This window comes from Streptomyces sp. DvalAA-43, from assembly GCF_900091725.1.
In the GTDB taxonomy this organism is placed as follows: Bacteria; Actinomycetota; Actinomycetes; order Streptomycetales; family Streptomycetaceae; genus Streptomyces; species Streptomyces pulveraceus.
Map to the genome: position 1 here is coordinate 63,100 of NZ_FMBW01000052.1, position 21,795 is coordinate 84,894.

Below are 21,795 nucleotides of genomic sequence, written 5' to 3' on the forward strand. Positions count from 1 at the left end.
ACGGGAAGCTTCCGCGCGGGCCGGGCGCGCCGCCGGACGGCCGCGCGCCCCTTGCCCTGCGCCGTCACGCGTCCCGCTTCTTGAGGACCAGATAGCCGCCGAGCAGTGCGGCCGCCACCCAGGCGAGCAGGATGCCCAGCCCTCCCCATGGCCCGTACGGAGCAGTGCCGCTGTTCATGGCGTCGGGGACCACCTGCATGATCTTGGACCCGGCCTGGTCGGGGAAGTAGCGGGCGACCTTCTTCGCCCCCGGGACCGCCGACAGGATCTGGGAGACCAGGAAGAAGAACGGCATCAGGATGCCCAGCGACAGCATGGAGCTGCGCAGCATCGTCGCCGCGCCCATGGAGAAGATCCCGATCAGCCCCATGTAGATGCCACCGCCGACGACCGCGCGCAGAACATGCTCCGCGCCGATGTCCGTACGGTGGTCGCCGAGCAGGGCCTGGCCGAGGAAGAACGCGACGAAGCTGGTCACGATGCCGACCACCAGGGCCAGCACACCGGCCACCGCGACCTTGCTGAACAGGAACGAACCGCGCTGGGGCACGGCGGCCAGCGAGGTGCGGATCATGCCGGAGCTGTACTCCGTACCGACCACCAGCACCCCGAAGACGACCATGGCCAGCTGACCGAGGACCATGCCGGAGAAGCTGATGAAGGTCGGGTCGAAGGTGGCGCGCTGCGCCGGCGGGAGGTCGTCGAACTGGGAGTTCATCAGGGCGCAGAGCGCCGCGCCCATCGCGACGGTGACGACGAACGCGGAGATCAGCGTCCAGACGGTCGAGGAGACCGTACGGATCTTGGTCCACTCGGAGGTCAGGACCGCGGGTACGGATGCCATCGTCGTCACACCTCCCGGCCGGTGCCGGCCGGGCCGCCCCCGGTCCGCTCGTTCCACTGGTCGCCCCACTGCGGGCCCGCGGGCGGCGGCGCCGCGACGTGGTCCGAGTGCGCGTGGTACTCCACGGAGTCCGCCGTCATCTGCATGAACGCATCCTCCAGGGAGGCCCGCTGGGCACTGAGCTCGTGCAGCACGATCTGGTGCTGCGCGGCCAGCTCGCCCAGTGCCTCGGTCGTGGCGCCGTCGATCTCCAGGATGCCGCCGCCCGTCTCGACCACGATCAGGCCCGCCTCGTGCAGCACATCACGCAGCCGCTCCTGCTGCGGCGAGCGCAGCCGTACGTAGCTGCGGGAGTTCTGGTGGATGAAATCGGCCATCGACATGTCGGCGAGCAGCCTGCCCTGGCCGATCACGATCAAATGGTCGGCGGTGAGGGCCATTTCGCTCATCAGATGGCTGGAGACGAAGATCGTCCGGCCTTCCGCGGCGAGCGCCTTCATCAGATTGCGGATCCAGTGGATGCCCTCGGGGTCCAGACCGTTGACCGGTTCGTCGAAGAGCAGCACCTGGGGGTCGCCGAGCAGCGCCGCCGCGATCCCGAGCCGCTGGCCCATGCCGAGCGAGAAGCCCTTCGACTTCTTCTTCGCCACCGCGGTCAGACCGACGGTGTCCAGCACCTCCGCGACCCGGCTCTCCGGGATGCGGTTGCTCTGCGCGAGACAGAGCAGATTGTTGTACGCGCTGCGTCCGCCGTGCATCGACTTGGCGTCCAGCAGCGCCCCGATGTGCTTGAGGGGCTCGTCCAGATCGCGGTAGTGCTTGCCGTCGATGCGCACCGAACCGCTGGTCGGGTTGTCGAGATCGAGCATCATCCGCATCGTCGTGGACTTGCCCGCCCCGTTGGGCCCCAGAAAACCCGTCACCATCCCGGGCCTGACCCGGCAGGAGAGCCGGTCGACGGCAACCTTGTTGCCGAAGCGCTTGGTAAGACCATCGAGCTCGATCATGCGTTCACGCTAGAACGGCCGCGCGCCCGGCGCCACCACAAGGGCGGCACCGGGCGCGCAAGGGGTACGGCTGGGGTACCCGGGATCAGCGGCCCTGCTGGGCCGGGACACCACGGGTGACCGGCTCGTCGTCGGCCGGGGTGCCGGCGGCGGCGACCGCGGCACCGGTCAGCGTGGCCAGCATCTCGCGGACGTTGGTCAGCTGGGCGTTGATCGAGTCGCGGCGGTTGGTGAGCGCCGCCAGCTCGCGCTCCGATTCGCTGCGGATCCGGTCGGCCTTGGCGTTCGCGTCGGCCACGATGTCCTCGGACTGGCGCTGCGCGGTCTCCACCGTCTGGCGGGCCCGGCGCTCGGCGTCCGTGCGGAGCTTCTCGGCCTCCAGGCGGAGCTGCTCGGCGCGGTGCTCGATCTCGGCGAGACGCTTCTCGGCCTTGGCCTGACGGGACGCGAGGTCGCGCTCCGACTGGTCGCGGCGCTTGGCCAGGTTGGTCTCGAAGTCCGCGGCGGCCTGGGCGGCCTTGGCGCGGGTCTCCTCGAAGAGGGCGTCGGCCTCCTCACGCTTCTGCGCGGCGTCCTTCTGCGCCTCGGTCCGCAGCGAGCCGGCCTCACCCTTGGCCTTCTCGACGATCCGGACGCCCTCGTCCTCGGCCTTCGCCTTGCGCTCGGCGGCGAAGGACTCGGCGTCGTTGCGCACCTGCTGGGCGGCGGACTCGGCAAGCTCACGGTGCTGCTCGGCGGCGCGACGGGCCTCCTCGCGCAGGTCCTTCGCCTCCTCCTCGGCCAGACGGAGGATCTTCTCGACGCGGGCGCCGAGACCGGCGTACGACGGCTCCGCGTCGCTCACCTGGGCCTGTGCGTTCTGCGTTTCGAGGTGGAGCTCCTCGATGCGCTTTTCCAGGGACGTGATGCGGGTCAGGGCACTATCACGGTCGGCGACGAGCTTGGTAATGCGGTCATCCACCTGACCGCGGTCGTATCCACGTCGCACGAGCTCGAAGCCGAAGGGGGAGGAAGGGTCGCTCATGGGGTTCCTGTCGAATGAGACCGGTGAGGTGTTAGAGGGAATCCTAGGGGCCTTGGCGGCGTGTCATCGAGCGGATGCCCTTTTGATCTGGAGAATGACACCTCTTTCGAGTGGCTGACCCCCGCAACTCTTGCCACTCGGAGGGTGGAACGTTCCTGTCGAAGCACGGGACCTGGCAACGCGACTACCCCTCGGACGACTTGCCACTCGATCGAGTGCCTGCCGCCGCCCCGGCCTTGACGCCGCCGGAGGAGCTGCCCGAGCCCTTGCCGCCGCCGCCCGGCGTCTCGAAGGACTCCAAGGCCTCCAACACGTCCTGGACACGGGAGATCTCGGTGTTGATGTCCGCGCGCCGACGTACCAGCAGATCGAGCTCGCGCTTGCCCTCCTCGACCGTGTGCTTGGCCTCGGCCTCGGCGTCGGCCCGCAGCTTCTCGGCCTCGCGGACCAGGGTGGCCTTCTTCTGCTCGGCCTCCTTGAGCAGCGACTCGGCCCGCTTCACCGCGGCGATCCGGACCTTGCTCGCCTCCGAATTGGCGTCCGCCAGCAGCTCCTTGGCCTTGGCCGCCGCCTCCTCGCGCTGCTCCGTCGCCGCCTTCATCAGGTTGTCGACGCGCTCGCCCGCCGTCTTCATCTGCTCGGAGGTCTCCCGCCGGGCCCGGTCGTGCAGCTCCTCGATCTCGCTCTCGATCCGGGCCCGCAGCTCCTCGGCCCGCTCCCGGATCGCCGTGGCGTCCCGGCGCGCGCCGACCAGCAGCTCGTCCGCGTCCGTACGGGCCCGCTCCACCAGGGAGTTGCCCTCGACGGTTGCCTCGGAGGTGATCCGCACGGCCTCCTTGCGGGCCACGCCGACCATCGTGTCGGCCTGCTCCTCGGCCTCGGTGGCGGAGCGCAGCGCCTCCTCCTGGGCCTTGTTGACGAGCTGATCGGCCTGCTCGGCGGCGTCGGCCCGCCGCTTCGCCGCGGCCTCCCGCGCCTCGTCGAGCAGCCGGTCCGCCTCCTGGCGGGCCTCCGCGCGCATCTGCTCGGCCGCCGACTCCGCGTCGGCGCGCACCCGCTCCGCCTCCTCGCGGGTACGGGCCGCGTGCTCCTGCGCCGAGCCGACGGTGGCCGCCGCCTCCGCCCGCAGCCGCTCGGCCTCGTCCGCGGCCTCGCCCGACAGCCGGGCCGCCTGCTGCTTCGCCTCGTCGACCAGCGACGCGGCCTGCTGCGTCGCCTCCTCGACGAGCGCGGTGGCCCGCTGCGCCGACTCCGTACCGATCCGCTCGGCCTCGCTCGTCGCCTCGCCGACCAGCCGGTCGGCCTGGGTCGCGGCGTCGGAACGCATCCGGTTGGCGTCCTCGCGGGCCTCGGCGCGGCTGCGCGCCGCGTCCTGCTCGGCCGAGGCCAGCGCGTCGGAGGCCTCGGTACGCATCCGCTGGCTGTACTCGGCGGTGTCCGACCGCAGCCGCTCCGACTCGGCGATCGCGTCGGCGACGGTCCGCTCGGCCATCGCCTTCGCGGCCTCGGACTCCTCCTGCGCCTCCCGGCGGGTCCGGGAGGCGTCCTCGCCGGCCCGCTCCCGCTCGGCGTGCGCGTCGGCGCGGACCCGGTCCGCCTCCTCCTGCGCCTCGGACTTCGTCCGCTCCGCGACATGCTCGGCGGTCGAACGCAGCCCGGCGATCTCGGCCTCGGCCTGCTCCTGCAGCCCGCTGACCGCATCCCGTACCTGCTGGGCGGTCTGCTCGGCCGCGGAGACCAGCTCGGTCGCCCGGCCGTCCGCCTCCTCGACCAGCCGCTGGGCCTCGGCCTGCGCCTGCTCGACCCGCTTGCGGGCGGAGGCGAGCAGCTCCTCGCTCTGCTCGCGGGCCCGCTCCCGCTCCTGGTTCGCCTCGGTGCGCGCCGCGTCCAGGGTCTCCTCGGACTCCCGGCGGCGCCGGTTCGCCTCCTCCTGGGCGGCGGCCAGCGCCTCGGCGGCCTCCGTGCCCACCCGCTCCGCGGCGGCGGCGGCCTCGGACCGCACCCGGTCGGCGCTCTCCTGAGCCTCGGACTTGAGCCGCTCGGCCTCGGCGGCGGCCTCCGAGCGCAGCCGTACGGCGACGGACTCGCCCTCCGCGCGCGCCTGCGACGCATCCGCCGCGGCCTCGTCACGCAGCCGCTCGGCCTCGGTCTCCGCCTGCTCGCGCAGCGTCCGGATCCGCTCGGCGGCCTCCGTCCGCAGCCGCTCGGACTCCTCGTTCGTCTCGCGCCGGATGCGCTCCGCCTCGGCGCGCGCCTCCGTGAGCGCCTGCTCGGCGCCGGTGACCCTGGTCTCCGCCTCGGTGTGCAGCCGGGCCAGCTCCTCGGCCGCCTCCGCCTGCCGGGCCGCGACCGCGCGCTCGGTCTCCTCGCGCAGCTCCGCCGCCGCCTGTTCGGCGGCGGTGGTGGTCGAGGCTGCCTGCTCCTCGGCGTCGGCACGCAGCTGCTCGGCCTCGGCGTGGGCTCGCTCCAGGGCCTCCTCGGCCTGCTTGCGCAGCGAGGCGGAGCGCTCGGCCGCCTCGGTGCGGACCCGCTCGCTCTCGGTGCTCGCGGTGGAGCGCAGCTCCTCCGCGTCCGCCTTCGCCTTGGCCAGCAGCTCCTCGGCGGTCCTCGCGCCCTCCTCGATCTGCTGGACCGCCTCGCGGCGGGCCTCGCCTCGGATCCGCTCGCCCTCGGCGACCGCCTCGGAGCGCAGCTGCTCGGCCTCGCCGCGCAGCCTGCGCGCCTCCTCCTGGAGCTCGACCGTCTTGGCCCGGTACTCCTTGGTGTCGTCCTTGGCCGCGCCCTTGAGCTGATCGGCCTGTTCGGCGGCCTCGCCGCGCAGCCGTTCCGCCTCGGCCTCCGCCTCGCGGCGGATCCGGTCGGCCTCCTCGCTTGCCGCCCGGGTGGTGGACCGCGCGTCCTCGGACGCCTTGGTCAGCACCTCCTCGGCGCTCCGGGCGGCCTTGGCGAGCTGGGCCGCGGCGTCCTCGGCGGCGGCCGTGCGGGCCTTCTCGGACGCCTCGGACTTCAGCCGGTCCGCCTCGGCGCGGGCGTCGGCGAGCGCCTGCTCGGCCTCCGCCTTGAGGGACTCGGCGTCCTTGGTCGCCTCGCCGACCAGCCGGGCGATCTCCGACTTGGCCGTACGGGTGCGCTGCTCGTTCTGCGACTCGGCGGCGGCCAGCCGCTTGACCGCGGCCTCCTTCGCCTCGGCGGTGACCTTCTCGGCCTCCAGCCGGGCCTCGCGCAGCTGGGTCTCGGCCTCCTGGATGCGCTGCTCGGCGGCCCGGTTCAGCTCGGTGGTCCGCTGCCGGGTCTGCTCGGTCTCGGCCGTCGTGGACGTACGGAGCTGCTCGGCGTGGCTGGTGGCCTCCCGTGCCTGGCCGGCGGCGGCGTCCAGCAGCCGCTCGGCGTCCTTGCGGGCGCGCAGCAGGATCGCCTCGGCCTCGCTCCGGGCCGACTCCGCCTCGGAACCGAGCCGCTGCCGGGTCTCCTCCGCCAGCCGGTTCGCCTCGGCGCGCGCGGCCGCCAGGGACTGCTCGGCCTCGGCCCGCGACTCCTCCAGCAGCCGACGGGCCTGGGACTCCGTCCTGGCCCTGAGCTGCTCGGCCCAGGCGACGTTCTCGTTGACGTGGGACTCGACGGTCTGGCGGCGCTCCGCCAGCTCCTGGTCGAGCCGCTGGCGCCGCTGCACCGCCTCGTTGTGCAACTCGGCCTGGAGCCGGGCCTGGTGCTCGGCGTGCTCCTGAAGGATCCGCTGCGTCTGCGCGCGGGCCTCGCGGAGCTCCCGCTCGGCGTCGGTCCGCAGCTGTTCCGCCTGGATCTGGGCGTTACGGAGCAACTGCTCGGCCTGGTAGCCGATGTCCGCGCTGTCGTACGCGGGACGGGTCGCGAGATTGCGCCGAGCCTCGTGCAGCTTGGCGCGCAAGACCTCGACCTGGTAACCGAGGTCCTCGGCGTGCTGGACGGCCTTCTCCCGGTCGGTCTTCAGCCGGTCCATCTCGGCTTCGAACCGCGAGAGATGGTCGTCGTCAGCTCGGTGGCTCTCCTGGCGTTCGTAGCCCCGCACTGCGCGGTCCCATCCTTCCCCGAGCTCTCAACGTTGTTCGAGCAGGGGAGACCCCAACCCTGGTCGCAACTCTCCAACGAGTACCGTTCACCGGTGAACGGTCCCCCCGGGGAATGGTGACAGATCAACGGCTGAGGACGCGGCGCGGCCCCGACCCGGCCCCGGCCCGGAACAGCCCACTCTACCGGGCCAGGTATCCGGAGGTCAGTGCTCCGCTGCGGACGTGACCAGTTCGGTGAGGACTCCATGGCAGTCCTTGGGGTGCAGAAAGGTGATCCGGGACCCCATCGAACCGGTCCTGGGCTCCTCGTACAGCACCCTGACGCCCTTCTCCCGGATGTCCGCGGAATCGGCGTCGACGTCCGCCGTGCCGAAGGCGATGTGGTGGACACCCTCGCCGTTCTTCGCCAGCCACTTGCCCACGGCCGAGTCCTCCCGGGTGGGCTCCAGGAGCTGGAGGTAGGAGGCGCCGCCGTCGGACGTATCGTTGATCTTGAGCATGGCCTCCCGTACGCCCTGCTCCTCGTTGATCTCGGAATGGAAGACCTCGAACCCGTAGGTCGAGCGGTAGAACTCGACCGTCCGGTCGAGGTCGAAACAGGCGATCCCGATGTGATCGATTCGCGTCAGCATGGAACCAGTGCAGCGCCACACGGATGGTTACGCAACGTGCGCGCCGTCACACCCGCTGCCGGATGACGGGCGAGGTACCGCTCAGTACATTCAAGTAAACCCTCGTTCACTCCTCATCCCAAGGGGCGCCCCTCATGTCTGGAACGACCGGTACCACCTCAGTGATCGTCGCGGGCGCGCGTACGCCCATGGGCCGCCTCCTCGGCTCGCTGAAGAGCTTCTCCGGGGCCGACCTCGGCGGCATCGCCATCAAGGCCGCGCTGGACCGGGCCGGCATCGGCGGCGACCAGGTCGACTACGTGATCATGGGTCAGGTGCTCCAGGCCGGCGCGGGCCAGATCCCGGCCCGCCAGGCCGCGGTCAAGGCGGGCATCCCGATGAACGTGCCCGCGCTCACCGTGAACAAGGTGTGCCTGTCCGGGCTCGACGCGATCGCCCTGGCCGACCAGCTGATCCGCGCCGGTGAGTTCGACGTCGTCGTCGCCGGTGGCCAGGAGTCCATGACCAACGCCCCGCACCTGCTCCCGAAGTCCCGCGAGGGCCACAAGTACGGTGCGATCGAGATGCTCGACTCCATGGCGTACGACGGTCTGACCGACGCCTACGAGAACATCCCGATGGGCGAGTCCACCGAGAAGCACAACGCCCGTCTCGGGCTGAGCCGCGCCGACCAGGACGAGATCGGCGCCCTTTCGCACCAGCGCGCCGCCGCCGCCCAGAAGAACGGCGTCTTCGAGGCCGAGATCACCCCGGTCGAGATCCCGCAGCGCAAGGGCGACCCGGTCCTCTTCGCCAAGGACGAGGGCATCCGCCCGGAGACGACCGCGGAGTCCCTCGGACGGCTGCGCCCCGCGTTCGCCAAGGACGGCACGATCACCGCCGGTACCTCCTCGCAGATCTCCGACGGCGCCGCCGCGGTCGTCGTCATGAGCAAGGCCAAGGCCGAGGAGCTGGGCCTGGACTGGATCGCCGAGATCGGCGCACACGGCAATGTGGCGGGCCCGGACAACTCGCTCCAGTCGCAGCCGTCCAACGCCATCAAGCACGCTCTCAAGAAGGAGGGCCTGGAGGTGGCGGACCTCGACCTGATCGAGATCAACGAGGCCTTCGCCGCGGTCGCCGTCCAGTCGATGAAGGACCTCGGCGTCACTCCGGAGAAGGTGAACGTCAACGGCGGCGCCATCGCGCTCGGCCACCCGATCGGGATGTCCGGCGCCCGGGTGGTGCTGCACCTGGCGCTGGAGCTGAAGCGGCGCGGCGGCGGCACCGGCGCGGCGGCGCTGTGCGGCGGCGGCGGTCAGGGCGACGCGCTGATCATCCGCGTCCCCGGCAAGTAGGTCCCCGCAAGCAGTACGCGGTACACGTAGAGCACGCGGCGAGTGAACGGAGCGGTGATGGTGGACGTCCCCACCCTGGTCGAGCAGGCACGTGCGGGCCGGCCTCGGGCGGTGGCCCGGCTCATCTCCCTGGTGGAGGGGGCGTCGCCGCAGCTGCGCGAGGTGATGGCGGCGCTGGCGCCGCTGACCGGCAACGCGTACGTCGTCGGCCTCACCGGCTCGCCCGGTGTCGGCAAGTCGACATCGACGTCGGCGCTGGTCACGGCGTACCGGCGGGCCGGGAAGCGGGTCGGCGTGCTGGCCGTCGACCCGTCCTCGCCGTTCTCCGGCGGGGCGCTCCTCGGCGACCGGGTCCGGATGTCGGAGCACGCCTCCGACCCGGGCGTCTACATCCGCTCCATGGCCACCCGCGGTCATCTGGGCGGCCTCGCCTGGTCGGCACCGCAGGCGATCCGGGTGCTGGACGCGGCGGGCTGCGAGGTGATCCTGGTGGAGACGGTCGGTGTCGGCCAGTCGGAGGTGGAGATCGCCTCCCAGGCCGACACCTCCGTCGTGCTGCTGGCACCCGGCATGGGTGACGGCATCCAGGCGGCGAAGGCCGGGATCCTGGAGATCGGCGATGTGTACGTCGTCAACAAGGCCGACCGGGACGGTGCGGACGCCACCGCCCGCGAGCTCAACCACATGCTGGGCCTCGGCGAGGCGCGCGGCCCCGGCGACTGGCGCCCGCCGATCGTGAAGACGGTCGCCGCCCGGGGCGAGGGCATCGACGAGGTGGTCGAGGCCCTGGAGAAGCACCGGGCGTGGATGGAGGAGCACGGGGTGCTCGCCGAGCGGCGCGCGGCCCGCGCGGCCCGCGAGGTCGAGACCATCGCCGTCACCCGGCTGCGCGAGCGCATCGGCGACCTGCACGGCGACCGCCACCTCGGCGCGCTCGCCGAACGCATCGTCGCGGGCGGCCTCGACCCGTACGCGGCGGCGGACGAGCTGGTGGCGGGACTCACCGGCGAGGGCTGACCCGAGGGGCGACCGGGCGGGGCCGGGGGCGGCGTGCGGGCCGCCTTCCGGCCCCGCTCCGTCTGCGCGCCCCGAGCGAGCCCTCCCGGCCGGGTCCGGCCGGGCCGGGAGGACCCGGGGACCCGGCCCGATCCGGGCGGGCCCCTAGTCGTCGTCCCCGTCGCGGTCGTCGTCGTGGTCGTCGTCCGACCGGTCCACCGTCACCTTGCCCGTGCTCGCGTCGACGTTCAGCTCGTGCTTCTTGCCGTCCTTGCCCCGTACGTCGACCTCCCAGTGCGCCGCCCCGCCGCTCCGGCCGTCGTGGTCGTCCAGGTCGATCGACGTCACGGTCCCGGGGTACGCCTTCAGCGCGGCGTCGACCGCCGCGTCCGGCGACACCCGGACCGACCGGGGAGCGTGCCGGTCGCGGTCGTCGTCGTCATCGTCGGAGACGTGCTTGCCGAGCACCTTGCCGTTGCCCGGGTCCACCGTCACGTCGTGCCGGGCCTTGTCGGAGCCGTACACATCGAGCTCCCAGACCAGCCCGCCGTCCTCGTCGTCCAGCTCGGCCTCGGTGACCGTGCCGGGGACGGCCCGGACGGCGGCGGCGACCGCCTCCTTCACATCGACCCGGGCGGTGCCGCCGTCCGCCACACTGCTCCGGCTCCCGCGGTCGTGGCCGTCGTCGTCCGCGAAGGCGACTGCTGTGGCGGCTCCGCCGCCGACGAGCACGGCGGCGGTGACGGCGGCGATGACGATCTTGCGCTTCATGAGGGTTCCTCCCCGTTCGGGTGGCCGGTTTCGACGAGGACCACAGTGCCCGGGAGATGCTGAACGCAGCCTGAAGCCACCTGAAGCCGTCTTCAGGTTCGGTTTGCGACCCTGTGCGTATGCGCCTGTTGATCGTGGAGGACGAGAAGCGGCTCGCGACGGCCCTGGCCGCGGGGCTCACCGCCGAGGGCTTCGCCGTGGACGTGGTGCACGACGGCCTCGAAGGGCTGCACCGGGCCGCCGAGGGGGCGTACGACCTCCTCGTGCTCGACATCATGCTGCCCGGGATGAACGGCTACCGCGTCTGCGCCGCCCTGCGCGCCGCCGGACACGAGACGCCCATCCTGATGCTGACGGCGAAGGACGGCGAGTACGACGAGGCGGAGGGCCTGGACACCGGGGCCGACGACTACCTGACCAAGCCGTTCTCGTACGTCGTGCTGGTGGCCAGGATCAGGGCGCTGCTGCGGCGCCGAGGGGGCGGCTCCGGCTCCCCGGTGGTCACCGTCGGCGCCCTGCGGATGGACACCGCGGCCCGCCGCGTCCACCTCGGCGAGGTGGAGATCACCCTCACGGCCAAGGAGTTCGCGGTGCTGGAACAGCTCGCGCTGCGGGCCGGCCAGGTGGTGAGCAAGGCGGACGTCCTCGAACACGTCTGGGACTTCGCCTACGACGGCGACCCGAACATCGTCGAGGTGTACGTGAGCGCGCTGCGGCGCAAGCTCGGTGCGGCCGCCATCCGTACGGTGCGTGGCGCCGGGTACCGGCTGGAGGCGCTGTGAGGTCGGTCCGGGCCAGGGCCGCGCTCGGTGCCACCGTGGTGGTCGCCCTCGCGCTGACCGCCGCCGGGCTCGCCGTGCTCCTCGTCCTGCGCGCCAACCTCACCGACCAGGCGGGGCTCCAGGCCGAGGTGGTGGCCCGGGAGGTGGCCGGACAGCTGGCCCTCGACGTGCCGTACGACCGGCTGGAGATGCGCGACGAGGAGGACCACCCGGTCCAGGTGACCGACGAGGACGGGCGGGTGGTCGCCGTCTCCAAGGACCTCCGGGCGATCTCCGGTACCGGCACGGACCGGGTCACGCCGGACCCGCCACCGGCCGCCGGCGGCTCCGCCGATGGCGATGACGATGACGACGACAACGGAACGGACAACGACGACAGCGGTTCCGGCACCCCCGGCCGCGGCGAAGTCGACTCCGACGAACCGCACTTCGGCAACGGCACCGCCACCGTCGACGGCGACACGGCCGACTACCGCTTCGCGTCCGTCCGGGCGACTACCTCCACCGGAGTGACCCTGACCGTCCACGCGGGCGCCCCGCTGGCCGCCGAGCAGGAGGCCGTGGGCACCGTGCGCGGCGCGATGCTGATCGGGCTGCCTGCGCTGCTCCTCGTCGTCGCCGGGGTGACCTGGCTGGTGACCCGGCGGGCGCTGCGCCCGGTCGAGGGCATCCGGCGCGAGATGGCCGCGATCACCGCGTCCGAGGACCTGAGCCGACGGGTGCCGGAGCCCGGCTCGCGCGACGAGATCGCCCGGCTGGCCCGTACGACCAACGAGACGCTCACCGCTCTGGAGGCCTCCGTCGAGCGGCAGCGGCGCTTCGTCGCCGACGCCTCGCACGAACTGCGCAGCCCGATCGCCTCCCTGCGCACCCAGCTGGAGGTGGGGGCGGCCCATCCGGAGCTGCTGGACGTGCCGGGCGCGGTCGCCGACACCGTACGGCTCCAGGCGCTGGCGGCCGATCTCCTGCTGCTGGCCAGGCTGGACGCGGGGGAGCGGCCGGGCCGTACGGCGCTGGACCTGGGCGCGCTGGTGCGCGAGGAGGTCTCGCAGCGCACCGGCGACCGGATCGCGGTGACGGTGTCCGTGCCGGCCTCCGGGCCGGATGCCGGGCGGTTCGAAGTGGCCGGGTCGCGTGGGCAGTTGGCGCGGGTGCTCGGCAATCTGCTGGACAACGCGGAGCGTCATGCGCGCAGTGCGGTGACCGTCTCGGTGCGTGCGGCGGAGGGGGGTGGCGTGGCCGTCGCCGTCACCGACGACGGGGCGGGTGTGCCGCCCGAGGAGCGCGAGCGGATCTTTGAACGCTTCGTACGGCTCGATGACGCCCGTGCCCGGGACGACGGCGGCGCGGGCCTGGGCCTGGCCATCGCCCGGGATGTCGCCGCCCGGCACGGAGGCCGGCTGACGGTCGAGGCTGCGCGGGAGGGCGGCGCCCGGTTCGTGCTCTGGCTGCCCGGGGCCGGCTGAACGCGGCCCGTCCGGAGCCGGCTGAACGTCAACCGTCCGGGGCTGCTGATCCCCGCCCGCCCGGGGTGAGAGGACGGCGCCGGGGATTCCGGCCGCCGTCCCGCCGTGGGTCAGACCTTGCCGCGTCGTCCCCGGAGGTGATCGGCGACCGGGTTCAGCGCCGCTTGCAGGTTCGCCAGCGCCTCCGGCGTCAGCAGGTCCATGAAGTGCTTGCGGACCGACGCCACGTGGTGCGGCGCCACCTTGCGCATCGTCGTCGCGCCCTCGTCGGTGAGGACCGCGTACAGACCGCGCCGGTCGGACTCGCAGTTCTCCCTGCGGACCAGGCCGGCGCTCTCCATGCGGGTGATCTGGTGCGAGAGCCTGCTCTTGGACTGGAGCGTCGCGGCGGCGAGGTCGCTCATCCGCATCCGCTGGTCGTCCGACTCCGAGAGGTTGACCAGGATCTCGTAGTCGTTGTTGGTCAGGCCGAACGGCTGGAGATCCTTCTCCAGCTGGTGCATCAGCAGCCTGCTGACGTCCAGGTGGGTGCGCCAGGCGCACTGCTCCGCGTCGTTCAGCCAGCGGGTGGCCGTCTCGGTCTCCATATATGGATTCTACCTAAGAAGTTGAAAGCTGGACGAAGTGGGGGAGTCTGACGGTCGGCACCCGTCCGGAGGCGGGTCCGGGGGCGGGGTGCGGACGGTCGACGTCACACTCCGCAGACTACCGTTCACAACCCGAAGCGGCGCTGGAGGTCCCCGAGCTGGCCGGGCATACGGGGTGAGGCGCCAGGTTGACCCGCGCCGCCCGGCACCCCGGCCTGCCCCGGCACCGCGCCCGTCGGCTGTTCGGCCATCAGGATCTCGGTCGACTGGAGCAGCACCGTGCCCGCCCCGACGAACTCGAACTGGTGCTCCTCGCCCGAGGTGCCCCCGATGCCGGTCAGCGACCGCAGCCCGCCCAGTACGCCGGTCATGTAGCCGTGGTCGTAGTGGTGGCACGGCGAGGGGCAGTCCGCCCAGCCCACCAGGGCCTGCGGGTCGACCCGGAGCGGCGGCTCCATGAAGACCACCGGGCCGTTGGAGGCGGCCACGAACTTCCCCGTGCCGATCAGCGTGAGGAAACCCGGCACGATCGACTGCTTGAGTGCCAGCGAGGGCTGGTAGGCGAGGAGATTGCCCGACCGGATCGTCAGATTCCCCTCGTCCAGGTCGTACGAGTTCACGTCGAAGGCCCGGTCCGCGAGCAGCATCTTGCCGCTGCCCTCGGCCACCACCCAGTCGCTCGCGTGCAGCGGCGAGTGGAAGCTCGTACGGATCAGCCGCTCGAAGCGGCCGTGCCCGAGGCCGTTGAAATCGATCCGCCCGTAATAGGCGATCATCTTGCCCTTCTGCAGGAACCACTGGCTCCCCTTGAGCTCCACGCAGAAGGTGTACGCGTTGACGTTGTCGTCCGACGGCAGCGTCATCGGGTCGAAGACCACGGGCGTGCTCACAGCTTCTCCTCCGAGGCCTGGACGTACACCGCGCCACTGCCGCTCAGCTCCAGCTGGAACGCCTCGCCGGAGCCCCGCCCCACCATGTCGCGCCAGCCGAGCGCGGTCGAGAGCTTGTTCCGTACGTCGCCGTGGTGCGCGACATACGCCTGCGGGTCCACATGCACGGCGCGGCCGGGAGCGATCGGCAGCTCGATCACCCCGCCGTGGGCCATCACCGCGACCGCGCCGTGGCCCTTGAGCGTGGTGGTGAACAGGCCCTGCCCGGTCACCTGGCCGCGCACCATGCCCATCACGCCGCCCTGCGAGCCCATGAACATCGTGCCCTGCTGGAGCGTCCCGTCGAAGGCGAGCAGCCGGTCGGCCTCCACGTACAGGGTGTCACCGGCGAGATTGATCACCTGGATGTGATGGCCGCCGTGGCCGAACATCACCGTGCCGCTGCCCTCGACCGTCATCAGCGGGGTCGCCTCATTGGCCACCCGCCGCCCGATCATCGACATCACACCGCCCTGGCCGCCCTGGATGTTCGGCGTGAACGACACCTCGCCGCGGTAGGCGAGCATCGCGCCCCGCTGGCTGAACATCTTCTGGCCGGGGACCACCGTCGCCTCGACCATCTTCGAGTTGATCTCACGGAACGGCATCAGACATCGCCCCCGAGGGTGTTCCGCTCGCTCGGCTGGACGTAGACCACGCCCTCGCCCTCGAACCGGATCTGGAAGGACTCCCCGGAACCCTCGCCGATCAGCGTCCGGAAGTTCACCCCGGACTGGAAGTGCTGCTGGAGGCTGCCCTGGTGGGCGATGTAGGCGCCGGGGTCGACGAAGAGCGGGTACTGGGCCGAGACCCGCAGTGCCACCGCCGAGCCGTCCGACATGATCGCCACCTGGCCGGTGCCCTCGACGGTGGTGGTGAACAGGCCGTTGCCGCTCGCCCCGCCGCGCAGGCCGGTGAAGGTGGTGCCGGTGCGCAGCCCGGCGTCGGTGCACAGCAGGTTGCTCGCCTCGACGTAGAGCTTGTCGCCGCGCAGCGAGACGAGGTTGATCTCGCTCGCCCGGTCCGCGAAGTAACAGGTGCCCTGGCCGGTCACCTCCATCACGGACATCTGCTCGCCGGTCAGCCGCCGGGTCACCATGCCGCGCAGCCCGTCACCGCCGCCGGTCATCTTCTTGAACGTCATCCGGCCGTCGTACGCGACCATCGAGCCGTTCTTCGCCTTGACGGCGTCACCGGCCAGGTCGACGGCGAGCGTTCTGCTGCCTTGGAGTCGGAACATTGCCACGGAGCGACGTTAGCGGCAGACCCCCGGCCGGGACAGGGCCCGAAGGAGGATCCCTCGCCCCGAAAGGTCCCTGATACGCATCCGGTACCTGATGCGTACGCAACCGGGACGTATGACCCGTTGCGTACGGTCCCCGCTATCCGGCCCCCGGCGCCGGGGGCCGTCCGTGCCGATGTCACAATGGGGGCGCTTGTGCTCGTATTCACAAGCTGTCACCGTCCTCCCACCGAAGGTGCCCCCGTGGACATCAAGACCGCTACCGCCCTGCACCGGCTGCGCCTCATCTCGATTCCCGAGGCGCTCTCCTTCCCGGCGCTGATCATCTTCGGATCGGTCCTCAGCCGGGTCTCCGACATCGACTTCCTGATGATGCCGCTCGGCATCCTGCACGGCGTGCTGTTCGTGATCTACGCCGTCCTGCTGCTCGATGTCTGGGCGAAGACCAAGTGGCCGCTGAAGCGCGTCGCGCTGTTCTTCCTGCTCGCGCTGCTGCCGTTCGGCGGGCTGTACGGCGACAAGCTGCTCAAGCGCTACGAGGCCGACGGCGTCATCGCCGCCCGCGCTCGCCGCGAAGGTGTGGTCAGCGCATGATCGTCGCGTTCTCGGTCAGCCCGCTGGGTGTCGGTGAGGACGTCGGCGAGTATGTCGCCGACGCCGTCCGGGTCGTCCGCGAGTCCGGCCTGCCCAACCGCACCGATGCCATGTTCACCTCCATCGAGGGCGAGTGGGACGAGGTCATGGACGTCGTCAAGCGCGCGGTCGCGGCCGTCGAGGCGCGCGCCGGACGTGTCTCCCTCGTGCTGAAGGCCGATATCCGCCCGGGTGTCACCGACGGCCTGACCTCCAAGGTCGAGACGGTGGAGCGGTACCTGGCCGGCTGAGCCGGTCCGCCCACTACCCGACGAAGAGCCCCTGGCCCCACCCGGCCGGGGGCTCGTCTCATTCCTGCCCGCCATGCTCCGGCACCGCCAGCGCGATCCCGAGCGGCGTCCGTTCGTACAGCACCTGGTGCCCGTACCGGCGCGACGTCAGCAACCCCGCCGCGCGCAGCACCGACAGATGCTCCGACACGGAGGACACCGCGAGGCCCAGCCGGTGCGCGAGCGCGCTCGGGCCGGCCGGTTCGTCGAGCGCGCACAGGACATCGGCCCGGCCACGCCCCAGCAGCCGGGCGAGCGCCTGCGGGGTGCGGTCGGCGGGTTCGGTCCACAGCCCGCCGATGCCGCGCGCCGGATAGACGACCGCGGGCTGCCACGGCGGTTCGAAGCCGCTGACCGTGTCCGGCCAGCAGAAGACGCTGGGGATCAGGACCAGCCCCTGCCCGCCGAGCACCCGGCTGTGCCTGCCGTGCGTCCCGACGATGGTGAGGGTCGATCCCGACCAGCTCAGCTGGGGGCTCAGCTCGCCCAGCAGCCGCTCGAAACCGATCGCGGCGAGCCGCCGCGAGTGGTAGGCGATGTCCGCCTCCAGCAGGGCGCGCAGCCGGGGCCAGTGCGGTTCGACCAGCACCCGCCAGGCCTGTTCCAGCAGGTCGGCCAGGTCCCGGACGGTCCGGGCGGGATCGGCGAGCAGCGCCCGCCCGGTGGGGGAGTGCAGCAGCTCCGGACGGTTCGCCAGCGTCAGCGCGATGTCCCGGCGGGCGACCTCCGGATCGACGGACCGCACCCCCGCGATCTCCTCCTCGAAGGTGGGGACCGGGCCGGTCGGCGGCGGGCTGAAGAAGTCGGGGTTGTGCCCGCGCCGTGCCATCAGCAGCCACAGCGGTTCGAGGTCGAGGCCGTCGGCCGCGTCGCGGATCAGCCGGAGCCACGGCAGGTGGTACCCGTGCCGCTCCGGCCGGGCCAGGACGCGCACGGCCGCCTGGGTCTCGCCGAGCGGCGAGAGCGTGAACCGGCAGCGGACCAGATCGCTCTCGTCCAGGTACAGATGGGACGGCAAGGGCGGACCCTTCCTGCTGACTTTCGGCGTGGGCCGAAAGTCTACGGAGAGCCGCCGCCGCCCCGCAGGCTGCGACCATGCCCTCAGAGACCGGGACTCCCGCGGATCTTCCCGCCGACGCGACCGCCGACTCGACCGATGACGCGCCCGACGACGTGCTTCCTTCCGTCACGCCCCCGCCCGCTCCCGCCCCCGGCGGCTACCGCGCGGTCTTCGCCGTGCGGGAGTTCCGGGCGGTCTTCGCCGCGCATCTGCTCTCGCTGCTCGGCGTCGTCGTCAGCGAACTCGCGCTCACCGTGCTCGTCTACGACCTCACCGACTCGCCGCTGCTCAGTGCCCTCACCTTCGCGCTCGGCCTGCTGCCGTACCTCGTCGGCGGCACCCTCCTCGCCGGGGTCGCCGACCGCTACCCGGCCCGCCGGGTGCTGGTCACCTGCGACCTGGTCTGCGCCGGCTGCGTCGCCGTGATGGTGCTGCCGGGCACCCCGGTCGCCGGACTCCTCGTGCTGCGCTGCCTCGTCGCCGCCGTCTCGCCCGTCTTCACCGGGACCAGGACGGCCGCGCTCGCCGACATCCTCGGCGAGGGCGACCTGTACGTGCTGGGGCGCTCCCTGCTGCGGATCGTCTCGCAGAGCGCCCTGCTGGCCGGCTTCGGCGTGGGCGGGCTGCTGCTCGCCGTGGTCTCGCCGCGCGGCGCGATCACGATCACCGTCGCCACCTTCCTCTGCTCGGCCGCTCTGCTCCGCCTCGGCACCCGCGACCGGCCCGCCCGCCTCGGCGCCGGACGCGACGGCAGCCTGCTCCGGGAGTCGTTGTCCGGGGCCCGGCTGGTCCTCGGCCACCGCCGGATCCGCGCGCTGCTGCTGCTCTTCTGGCTGCCCCCGGCGTTCGTCGTCGCCCCGGAGGCGCTCGCCGCCCCGTACGCCGACGAGATCGGTGTGGGCAGTGCCGCGCTGGGGCTGCTGATGTGCGCGATGCCGGTCGGCCACATCGCCGCCGAGCTGTACGCGGGCGCCGCGCTCGGCCCCCGGGTCCGCTCCCTGATCGTGCTGCCGTTCGCCGCGGCCGGACTGCTGCCCCTCGCGCTGTACGGGCTCCGTCCCGGCGCGGTGCTGACCGCCGTCGCGCTGGTGCTGGCCGGTGCGGCGTCGGCGTACGTCATCGGCCTCGACCAGTGGTTCGTCGACGCCGTCCCCGACGAACTGCGCGGCCGGGCCATGACCCTGCTCACCGCCGGACTGATGACGCTCCAGGGCGTCGGCATGGCCCTGGCCGGTCTGGCCGCCGAGTTCTTCCCCGTGCACCAGGTGGTCGCCGGGGCCGGTGTCCTCGGCACCCTCTGTCTGCTGCCGCTCGTCGCCGAGGTCCGCAGAACCACACCCGCCCCAGGTATTCGGACCGAAGTTCGAGACGGGGCTGACCAGCATATGACCAGTGGGTAAGGTCGGTGCCGTGCCGAAGCCGCTCAGTCTCCCCTTCGACCCCATCGCCCGCGCCGACGAACTCTGGCAGCAGCGCTGGGGCCCCGTGCCCTCGATGGGGGCGATCACCTCGATCATGCGCGCCCAGCAGATCCTGCTGGCCGAGGTCGACGCGGTCGTCAAACCGTACGGACTGACCTTCGCGCGCTACGAGGCGCTGGTGCTGCTCACCTTCTCCAAGGCCGGTGAGCTGCCGATGTCCAAGATCGGTGAGCGGCTCATGGTCCACCCCACCTCCGTCACCAACACCGTGGACCGGCTGGTGCGCTCCGGCCTGGTCGCCAAGCGCCCCAACCCCAACGACGGCCGCGGCACCCTCGCCTCCATCACCGACAAGGGCCGCGAGGTCGTCGAGGCGGCGACCGAGGACCTGGTGGCCATGGAGTTCGGGCTCGGCGCGTACGACGCCGAGGAGTGCGCGGAGATCTTCGCCATGCTGCGCCCGCTGCGGATCGCCGCGCAGGATTTCGACGAGGCGTAGCGGAGGGGGCGCGGGGTGTAGAACGGCGTTTCGAGAGCCCGGCCCGCTGCAAGATCGCCCCGGTCGGCCGGTTACGCTCGATGCCATGAAACGCAGTGTGCTGACCCGGTACCGGGTGATGGCCTACGTCACCGCCGTCATGTTGCTGGTGCTCTGCACCTGCATGGTCTTCAAGTACGGCTTCGACAAGGGCGAGGATCTGACGCTCGTCGTCTCCCAGGTCCACGGTGTGCTCTACATCATCTACCTGATCTTCGCCTTCGACCTCGGCTCCAAGGCGAAGTGGCCGATGGGCAAGCTGCTCTGGGTGCTGGTCTCCGGCACCATCCCGACGGCCGCGTTCTTCGTCGAGCGCAAGGTCGTCCGCGAGGTCGAGCCGCTGATCGTCGACGGTTCCCCCGCGACCGCCAAGGCCTGAACCGGCCGGACCCCGGTCCGCACCCCCCCCGAAACCGCCCCGCGCCGAAGCGCCGGGCGGTTTGCCATCGACATTTACTAGGACGTCCTAGTAAATTTGAAGGCATGGACGCTGACGCGATCGAGGAAGGCCGCCGCCGCTGGCAGGCCCGTTACGACAAGGCCCGCAAGCGTGACGCGGACTTCACCACACTCTCCGGGGACCCGGTGGAGCCCGCGTACGGTCCCCGTCCGGGTGACACGTACGAGGGATTCGAGCGGATCGGCTGGCCCGGTGAGTACCCCTTCACCCGGGGGCTCTACCCCACCGGCTACCGAGGCCGGACCTGGACCATCCGCCAGTTCGCCGGCTTCGGCAACGCCGAGCAGACCAACGAGCGCTACAAGATGATCCTCGCCGCGGGCGGCGGCGGGCTCAGCGTCGCCTTCGACATGCCGACGCTGATGGGCCGCGACTCCGACGACCCCCGTTCACTCGGGGAGGTCGGGCACTGCGGCGTGGCCATCGACTCCGCCGCCGACATGGAGGTCCTCTTCAAGGACATCCCGCTCGGCGACGTCACGACGTCCATGACGATCAGCGGACCCGCCGTCCCGGTCTTCTGCATGTACCTGGTCGCCGCCGAGCGCCAGGGCATCGACCCGGGCGTGCTCAACGGCACGCTCCAGACCGACATCTTCAAGGAGTACATCGCGCAGAAGGAGTGGCTCTTCCAGCCCGAACCCCATCTGCGCCTCATCGGCGACCTGATGGAGCACTGCGCCCGCGACATCCCCGCCTACAAGCCGCTCTCCGTCTCCGGCTACCACATCCGCGAGGCCGGGGCGACGGCCGCGCAGGAGCTCGCGTACACCCTCGCCGACGGTTTCGGCTACGTGGAGCTCGGCCTCTCCCGCGGTCTCGATGTCGACACCTTCGCGCCCGGCCTCTCCTTCTTCTTCGACGCGCACCTCGACTTCTTCGAGGAGATCGCCAAGTTCCGCGCGGCCCGCCGGATCTGGGCCCGCTGGATGAAGGAGACCTACGGCGCGAAGACCGACAAGGCGCAGTGGCTCCGCTTCCACACCCAGACCGCCGGGGTCTCGCTCACCGCCCAGCAGCCGTACAACAACGTCGTGAGGACGGCCGTGGAGGCGCTCTCCGCGGTCCTCGGCGGCACCAACTCGCTGCACACCAACGCGCTCGACGAGACCCTCGCGCTCCCCTCCGAGCAGGCCGCCGAGATCGCCCTGCGCACCCAGCAGGTGCTGATGGAGGAGACCGGCGTCGCCAATGTGGCCGATCCGCTGGGCGGTTCCTGGTACGTGGAGCAGCTCACCGACCGGATCGAGGCCGACGCCGAGAAGATCTTCGAGCAGATCAAGGAGCGCGGCACCCGGGCCCACCCGGACGGGCAGCACCCCATCGGGCCGATCACCTCCGGCATCCTGCGCGGCATCGAGGACGGCTGGTTCACCGGCGAGATCGCCGAGTCCGCCTTCCGCTACCAGCAGTCCCTGGAGAAGGGCGACAAGCGGGTCGTCGGCGTCAACGTCCACCACGGCTCGGTCACCGGCGACCTGGAGATCCTGCGGGTCAGCCACGAGGTCGAGCGCGAGCAGGTCCGGGTGCTCGGCGGCCGGAAGGACGCCCGGGACGACGCCCGGGTGAAGTCGGCGCTGGACGCGATGCTGGCCGCCGCCCGCGACGGCTCCAACATGATCGCGCCGATGCTCGACGCGGTCCGGGCCGAGGCGACGCTCGGTGAGATCTGCGGGGTCCTGCGCGACGAATGGGGCACCTACACGGAGCCGCCCGGCTTCTGAGCGAC

At 71.8% G+C, this 21,795-nt stretch carries 21 protein-coding genes; 10 read left to right on the top strand and 11 right to left on the bottom strand.

The window, feature by feature from the left end:
• Positions 1-64 precede the first annotated feature (64 nt).
• The 5 genes from GA0115234_RS21390 to mce form a co-directional block, all read right to left on the bottom strand.
• Positions 65-844 carry an ABC transporter permease gene (locus GA0115234_RS21390; protein ID WP_093544188.1) on the bottom strand — a complete coding sequence of 260 codons (780 nt, stop codon included), beginning with the start codon at positions 842-844 and terminating at the stop codon, positions 65-67.
• Positions 845-849: 5 nt separating this feature from the next.
• Entirely contained in the window at positions 850-1,851 is a 1,002-nt protein-coding gene (locus tag GA0115234_RS21395) for an ABC transporter ATP-binding protein (RefSeq protein WP_093544040.1), read from the bottom strand.
• A gap of 85 nt (positions 1,852-1,936) precedes the next feature.
• Complete coding sequence (locus tag GA0115234_RS21400) at positions 1,937-2,875, bottom strand: cellulose-binding protein (RefSeq protein ID WP_093544042.1); 939 nt, start codon at positions 2,873-2,875, stop codon at positions 1,937-1,939.
• A gap of 184 nt (positions 2,876-3,059) precedes the next feature.
• On the bottom strand, positions 3,060-6,920 hold the full coding sequence (scy, locus tag GA0115234_RS21405; RefSeq protein ID WP_093544044.1) for a polarized growth protein Scy: 3,861 nt from the start codon (positions 6,918-6,920) through the stop codon (positions 3,060-3,062).
• A 204-nt stretch (positions 6,921-7,124) separates the two neighbouring features.
• Positions 7,125-7,553, bottom strand: coding sequence for a methylmalonyl-CoA epimerase (mce, locus tag GA0115234_RS21410; RefSeq protein WP_093544046.1), 429 nt, complete (start codon positions 7,551-7,553; stop codon positions 7,125-7,127).
• A gap of 134 nt (positions 7,554-7,687) precedes the next feature.
• Between mce and GA0115234_RS21415 the strand changes: the two genes are divergently transcribed.
• Together GA0115234_RS21415 and meaB are read left to right on the top strand one after the other, a co-directional pair.
• On the top strand, positions 7,688-8,890 hold the full coding sequence (locus GA0115234_RS21415) for an acetyl-CoA C-acetyltransferase (protein ID WP_093544048.1): 1,203 nt from the start codon (positions 7,688-7,690) through the stop codon (positions 8,888-8,890).
• Positions 8,891-8,947: 57 nt separating this feature from the next.
• Positions 8,948-9,907 carry a methylmalonyl Co-A mutase-associated GTPase MeaB gene (gene meaB / locus GA0115234_RS21420; protein WP_093544050.1) on the top strand — a complete coding sequence of 320 codons (960 nt, stop codon included), beginning with the start codon at positions 8,948-8,950 and terminating at the stop codon, positions 9,905-9,907.
• 144 nt (positions 9,908-10,051) lie between these two features.
• Here the strand turns inward: meaB and GA0115234_RS21425 are convergent, their stop codons facing one another.
• A complete protein-coding gene (locus GA0115234_RS21425) occupies positions 10,052-10,657 on the bottom strand; it encodes a PepSY domain-containing protein (protein WP_093544052.1) in 606 nt (201 codons plus the stop codon).
• 119 nt (positions 10,658-10,776) lie between these two features.
• On the opposite strand from GA0115234_RS21425, the gene GA0115234_RS21430 reads away from it, so the two are divergent.
• Complete coding sequence (locus tag GA0115234_RS21430) at positions 10,777-11,439, top strand: response regulator transcription factor (RefSeq protein ID WP_093544054.1); 663 nt, start codon at positions 10,777-10,779, stop codon at positions 11,437-11,439.
• Complete coding sequence (locus tag GA0115234_RS21435) at positions 11,436-12,905, top strand: sensor histidine kinase (RefSeq protein WP_093544056.1); 1,470 nt, start codon at positions 11,436-11,438, stop codon at positions 12,903-12,905. Before GA0115234_RS21430 ends, GA0115234_RS21435 begins: the two co-directional genes overlap by 4 nt.
• 110 nt (positions 12,906-13,015) lie before the next feature.
• On the opposite strand, the gene GA0115234_RS21440 is transcribed toward GA0115234_RS21435, so the two are convergent.
• The 4 genes from GA0115234_RS21440 to GA0115234_RS21455 form a co-directional block, all read right to left on the bottom strand.
• On the bottom strand, positions 13,016-13,492 hold the full coding sequence (locus tag GA0115234_RS21440) for a MarR family winged helix-turn-helix transcriptional regulator (RefSeq protein ID WP_093544058.1): 477 nt from the start codon (positions 13,490-13,492) through the stop codon (positions 13,016-13,018).
• 125 nt (positions 13,493-13,617) lie between these two features.
• Entirely contained in the window at positions 13,618-14,382 is a 765-nt protein-coding gene (locus tag GA0115234_RS21445) for an AIM24 family protein (RefSeq protein ID WP_093544060.1), read from the bottom strand.
• Complete coding sequence (locus GA0115234_RS21450; RefSeq protein WP_093544062.1) at positions 14,379-15,029, bottom strand: AIM24 family protein; 651 nt, start codon at positions 15,027-15,029, stop codon at positions 14,379-14,381. Before GA0115234_RS21450 ends, GA0115234_RS21445 begins: the two co-directional genes overlap by 4 nt.
• Complete coding sequence (locus GA0115234_RS21455) at positions 15,029-15,661, bottom strand: AIM24 family protein (protein WP_093544064.1); 633 nt, start codon at positions 15,659-15,661, stop codon at positions 15,029-15,031. Before GA0115234_RS21455 ends, GA0115234_RS21450 begins: the two co-directional genes overlap by 1 nt.
• Positions 15,662-15,907: 246 nt before the next feature.
• Here GA0115234_RS21455 and GA0115234_RS21460 point away from each other — a divergent pair, with 246 nt between their 5' ends.
• Positions 15,908-16,258 (top strand): DUF3817 domain-containing protein, encoded by a 351-nt coding sequence (locus tag GA0115234_RS21460; protein ID WP_093544066.1) that lies wholly within the window; start codon positions 15,908-15,910, stop codon positions 16,256-16,258.
• Positions 16,255-16,548 carry an MTH1187 family thiamine-binding protein gene (locus GA0115234_RS21465; protein WP_030916057.1) on the top strand — a complete coding sequence of 98 codons (294 nt, stop codon included), beginning with the start codon at positions 16,255-16,257 and terminating at the stop codon, positions 16,546-16,548. The genes GA0115234_RS21460 and GA0115234_RS21465 overlap by 4 nt, the downstream gene beginning before the upstream one ends.
• A 58-nt stretch (positions 16,549-16,606) precedes the next feature.
• Here the strand turns inward: GA0115234_RS21465 and GA0115234_RS21470 are convergent, their stop codons facing one another.
• Positions 16,607-17,605 (bottom strand): ArsR/SmtB family transcription factor, encoded by a 999-nt coding sequence (locus GA0115234_RS21470; protein WP_093544068.1) that lies wholly within the window; start codon positions 17,603-17,605, stop codon positions 16,607-16,609.
• Positions 17,606-17,682: 77 nt separating this feature from the next.
• Here GA0115234_RS21470 and GA0115234_RS21475 point away from each other — a divergent pair, with 77 nt between their 5' ends.
• The 4 genes from GA0115234_RS21475 to GA0115234_RS21490 all read left to right on the top strand — a co-directional run bounded on the left by GA0115234_RS21475 (position 17,683) and on the right by GA0115234_RS21490 (position 21,790).
• Positions 17,683-19,047 carry an MFS transporter gene (locus GA0115234_RS21475; RefSeq protein ID WP_093544070.1) on the top strand — a complete coding sequence of 455 codons (1,365 nt, stop codon included), beginning with the start codon at positions 17,683-17,685 and terminating at the stop codon, positions 19,045-19,047.
• A gap of 10 nt (positions 19,048-19,057) precedes the next feature.
• The gene (locus tag GA0115234_RS21480; protein ID WP_093544190.1) at positions 19,058-19,567 is read left to right on the top strand and encodes a MarR family winged helix-turn-helix transcriptional regulator; all 510 of its coding nucleotides are present in this window, start codon (positions 19,058-19,060) and stop codon (positions 19,565-19,567) included.
• 85 nt (positions 19,568-19,652) lie between these two features.
• Positions 19,653-19,985: a DUF3817 domain-containing protein gene (locus tag GA0115234_RS21485; protein ID WP_093544072.1), complete on the top strand. Its 333-nt coding sequence runs from the start codon at positions 19,653-19,655 to the stop codon at positions 19,983-19,985.
• Positions 19,986-20,089: 104 nt separating this feature from the next.
• Positions 20,090-21,790 (top strand): acyl-CoA mutase large subunit family protein, encoded by a 1,701-nt coding sequence (locus tag GA0115234_RS21490; RefSeq protein WP_093544074.1) that lies wholly within the window; start codon positions 20,090-20,092, stop codon positions 21,788-21,790.
• Positions 21,791-21,795: the final 5 nt, after the last annotated feature.

What these genes read in the sequence shown, in the direction of transcription:
- GA0115234_RS21485 (WP_093544072.1), top strand. Translation starts at nt 19,653, where the DNA reads ATGAAACGCAGTGTGCTGACCCGGTACCGGGTGATGGCCTACGTCACC.
- GA0115234_RS21455 (WP_093544064.1), bottom strand. Translation starts at nt 15,661, where the DNA reads ATGTTCCGACTCCAAGGCAGCAGAACGCTCGCCGTCGACCTGGCCGGT.
- meaB (WP_093544050.1), top strand. Translation starts at nt 8,948, where the DNA reads ATGGTGGACGTCCCCACCCTGGTCGAGCAGGCACGTGCGGGCCGGCCT.
- GA0115234_RS21490 (WP_093544074.1), top strand. Translation starts at nt 20,090, where the DNA reads ATGGACGCTGACGCGATCGAGGAAGGCCGCCGCCGCTGGCAGGCCCGT.
- GA0115234_RS21395 (WP_093544040.1), bottom strand. Translation starts at nt 1,851, where the DNA reads ATGATCGAGCTCGATGGTCTTACCAAGCGCTTCGGCAACAAGGTTGCC.
- GA0115234_RS21475 (WP_093544070.1), top strand. Translation starts at nt 17,683, where the DNA reads ATGCCCTCAGAGACCGGGACTCCCGCGGATCTTCCCGCCGACGCGACC.
- GA0115234_RS21415 (WP_093544048.1), top strand. Translation starts at nt 7,688, where the DNA reads ATGTCTGGAACGACCGGTACCACCTCAGTGATCGTCGCGGGCGCGCGT.
- mce (WP_093544046.1), bottom strand. Translation starts at nt 7,553, where the DNA reads ATGCTGACGCGAATCGATCACATCGGGATCGCCTGTTTCGACCTCGAC.
- GA0115234_RS21400 (WP_093544042.1), bottom strand. Translation starts at nt 2,875, where the DNA reads ATGAGCGACCCTTCCTCCCCCTTCGGCTTCGAGCTCGTGCGACGTGGA.
- GA0115234_RS21450 (WP_093544062.1), bottom strand. Translation starts at nt 15,029, where the DNA reads ATGCCGTTCCGTGAGATCAACTCGAAGATGGTCGAGGCGACGGTGGTC.
- GA0115234_RS21425 (WP_093544052.1), bottom strand. Translation starts at nt 10,657, where the DNA reads ATGAAGCGCAAGATCGTCATCGCCGCCGTCACCGCCGCCGTGCTCGTC.
- GA0115234_RS21440 (WP_093544058.1), bottom strand. Translation starts at nt 13,492, where the DNA reads ATGGAGACCGAGACGGCCACCCGCTGGCTGAACGACGCGGAGCAGTGC.
- GA0115234_RS21390 (WP_093544188.1), bottom strand. Translation starts at nt 844, where the DNA reads ATGGCATCCGTACCCGCGGTCCTGACCTCCGAGTGGACCAAGATCCGT.
- GA0115234_RS21465 (WP_030916057.1), top strand. Translation starts at nt 16,255, where the DNA reads ATGATCGTCGCGTTCTCGGTCAGCCCGCTGGGTGTCGGTGAGGACGTC.
- GA0115234_RS21430 (WP_093544054.1), top strand. Translation starts at nt 10,777, where the DNA reads ATGCGCCTGTTGATCGTGGAGGACGAGAAGCGGCTCGCGACGGCCCTG.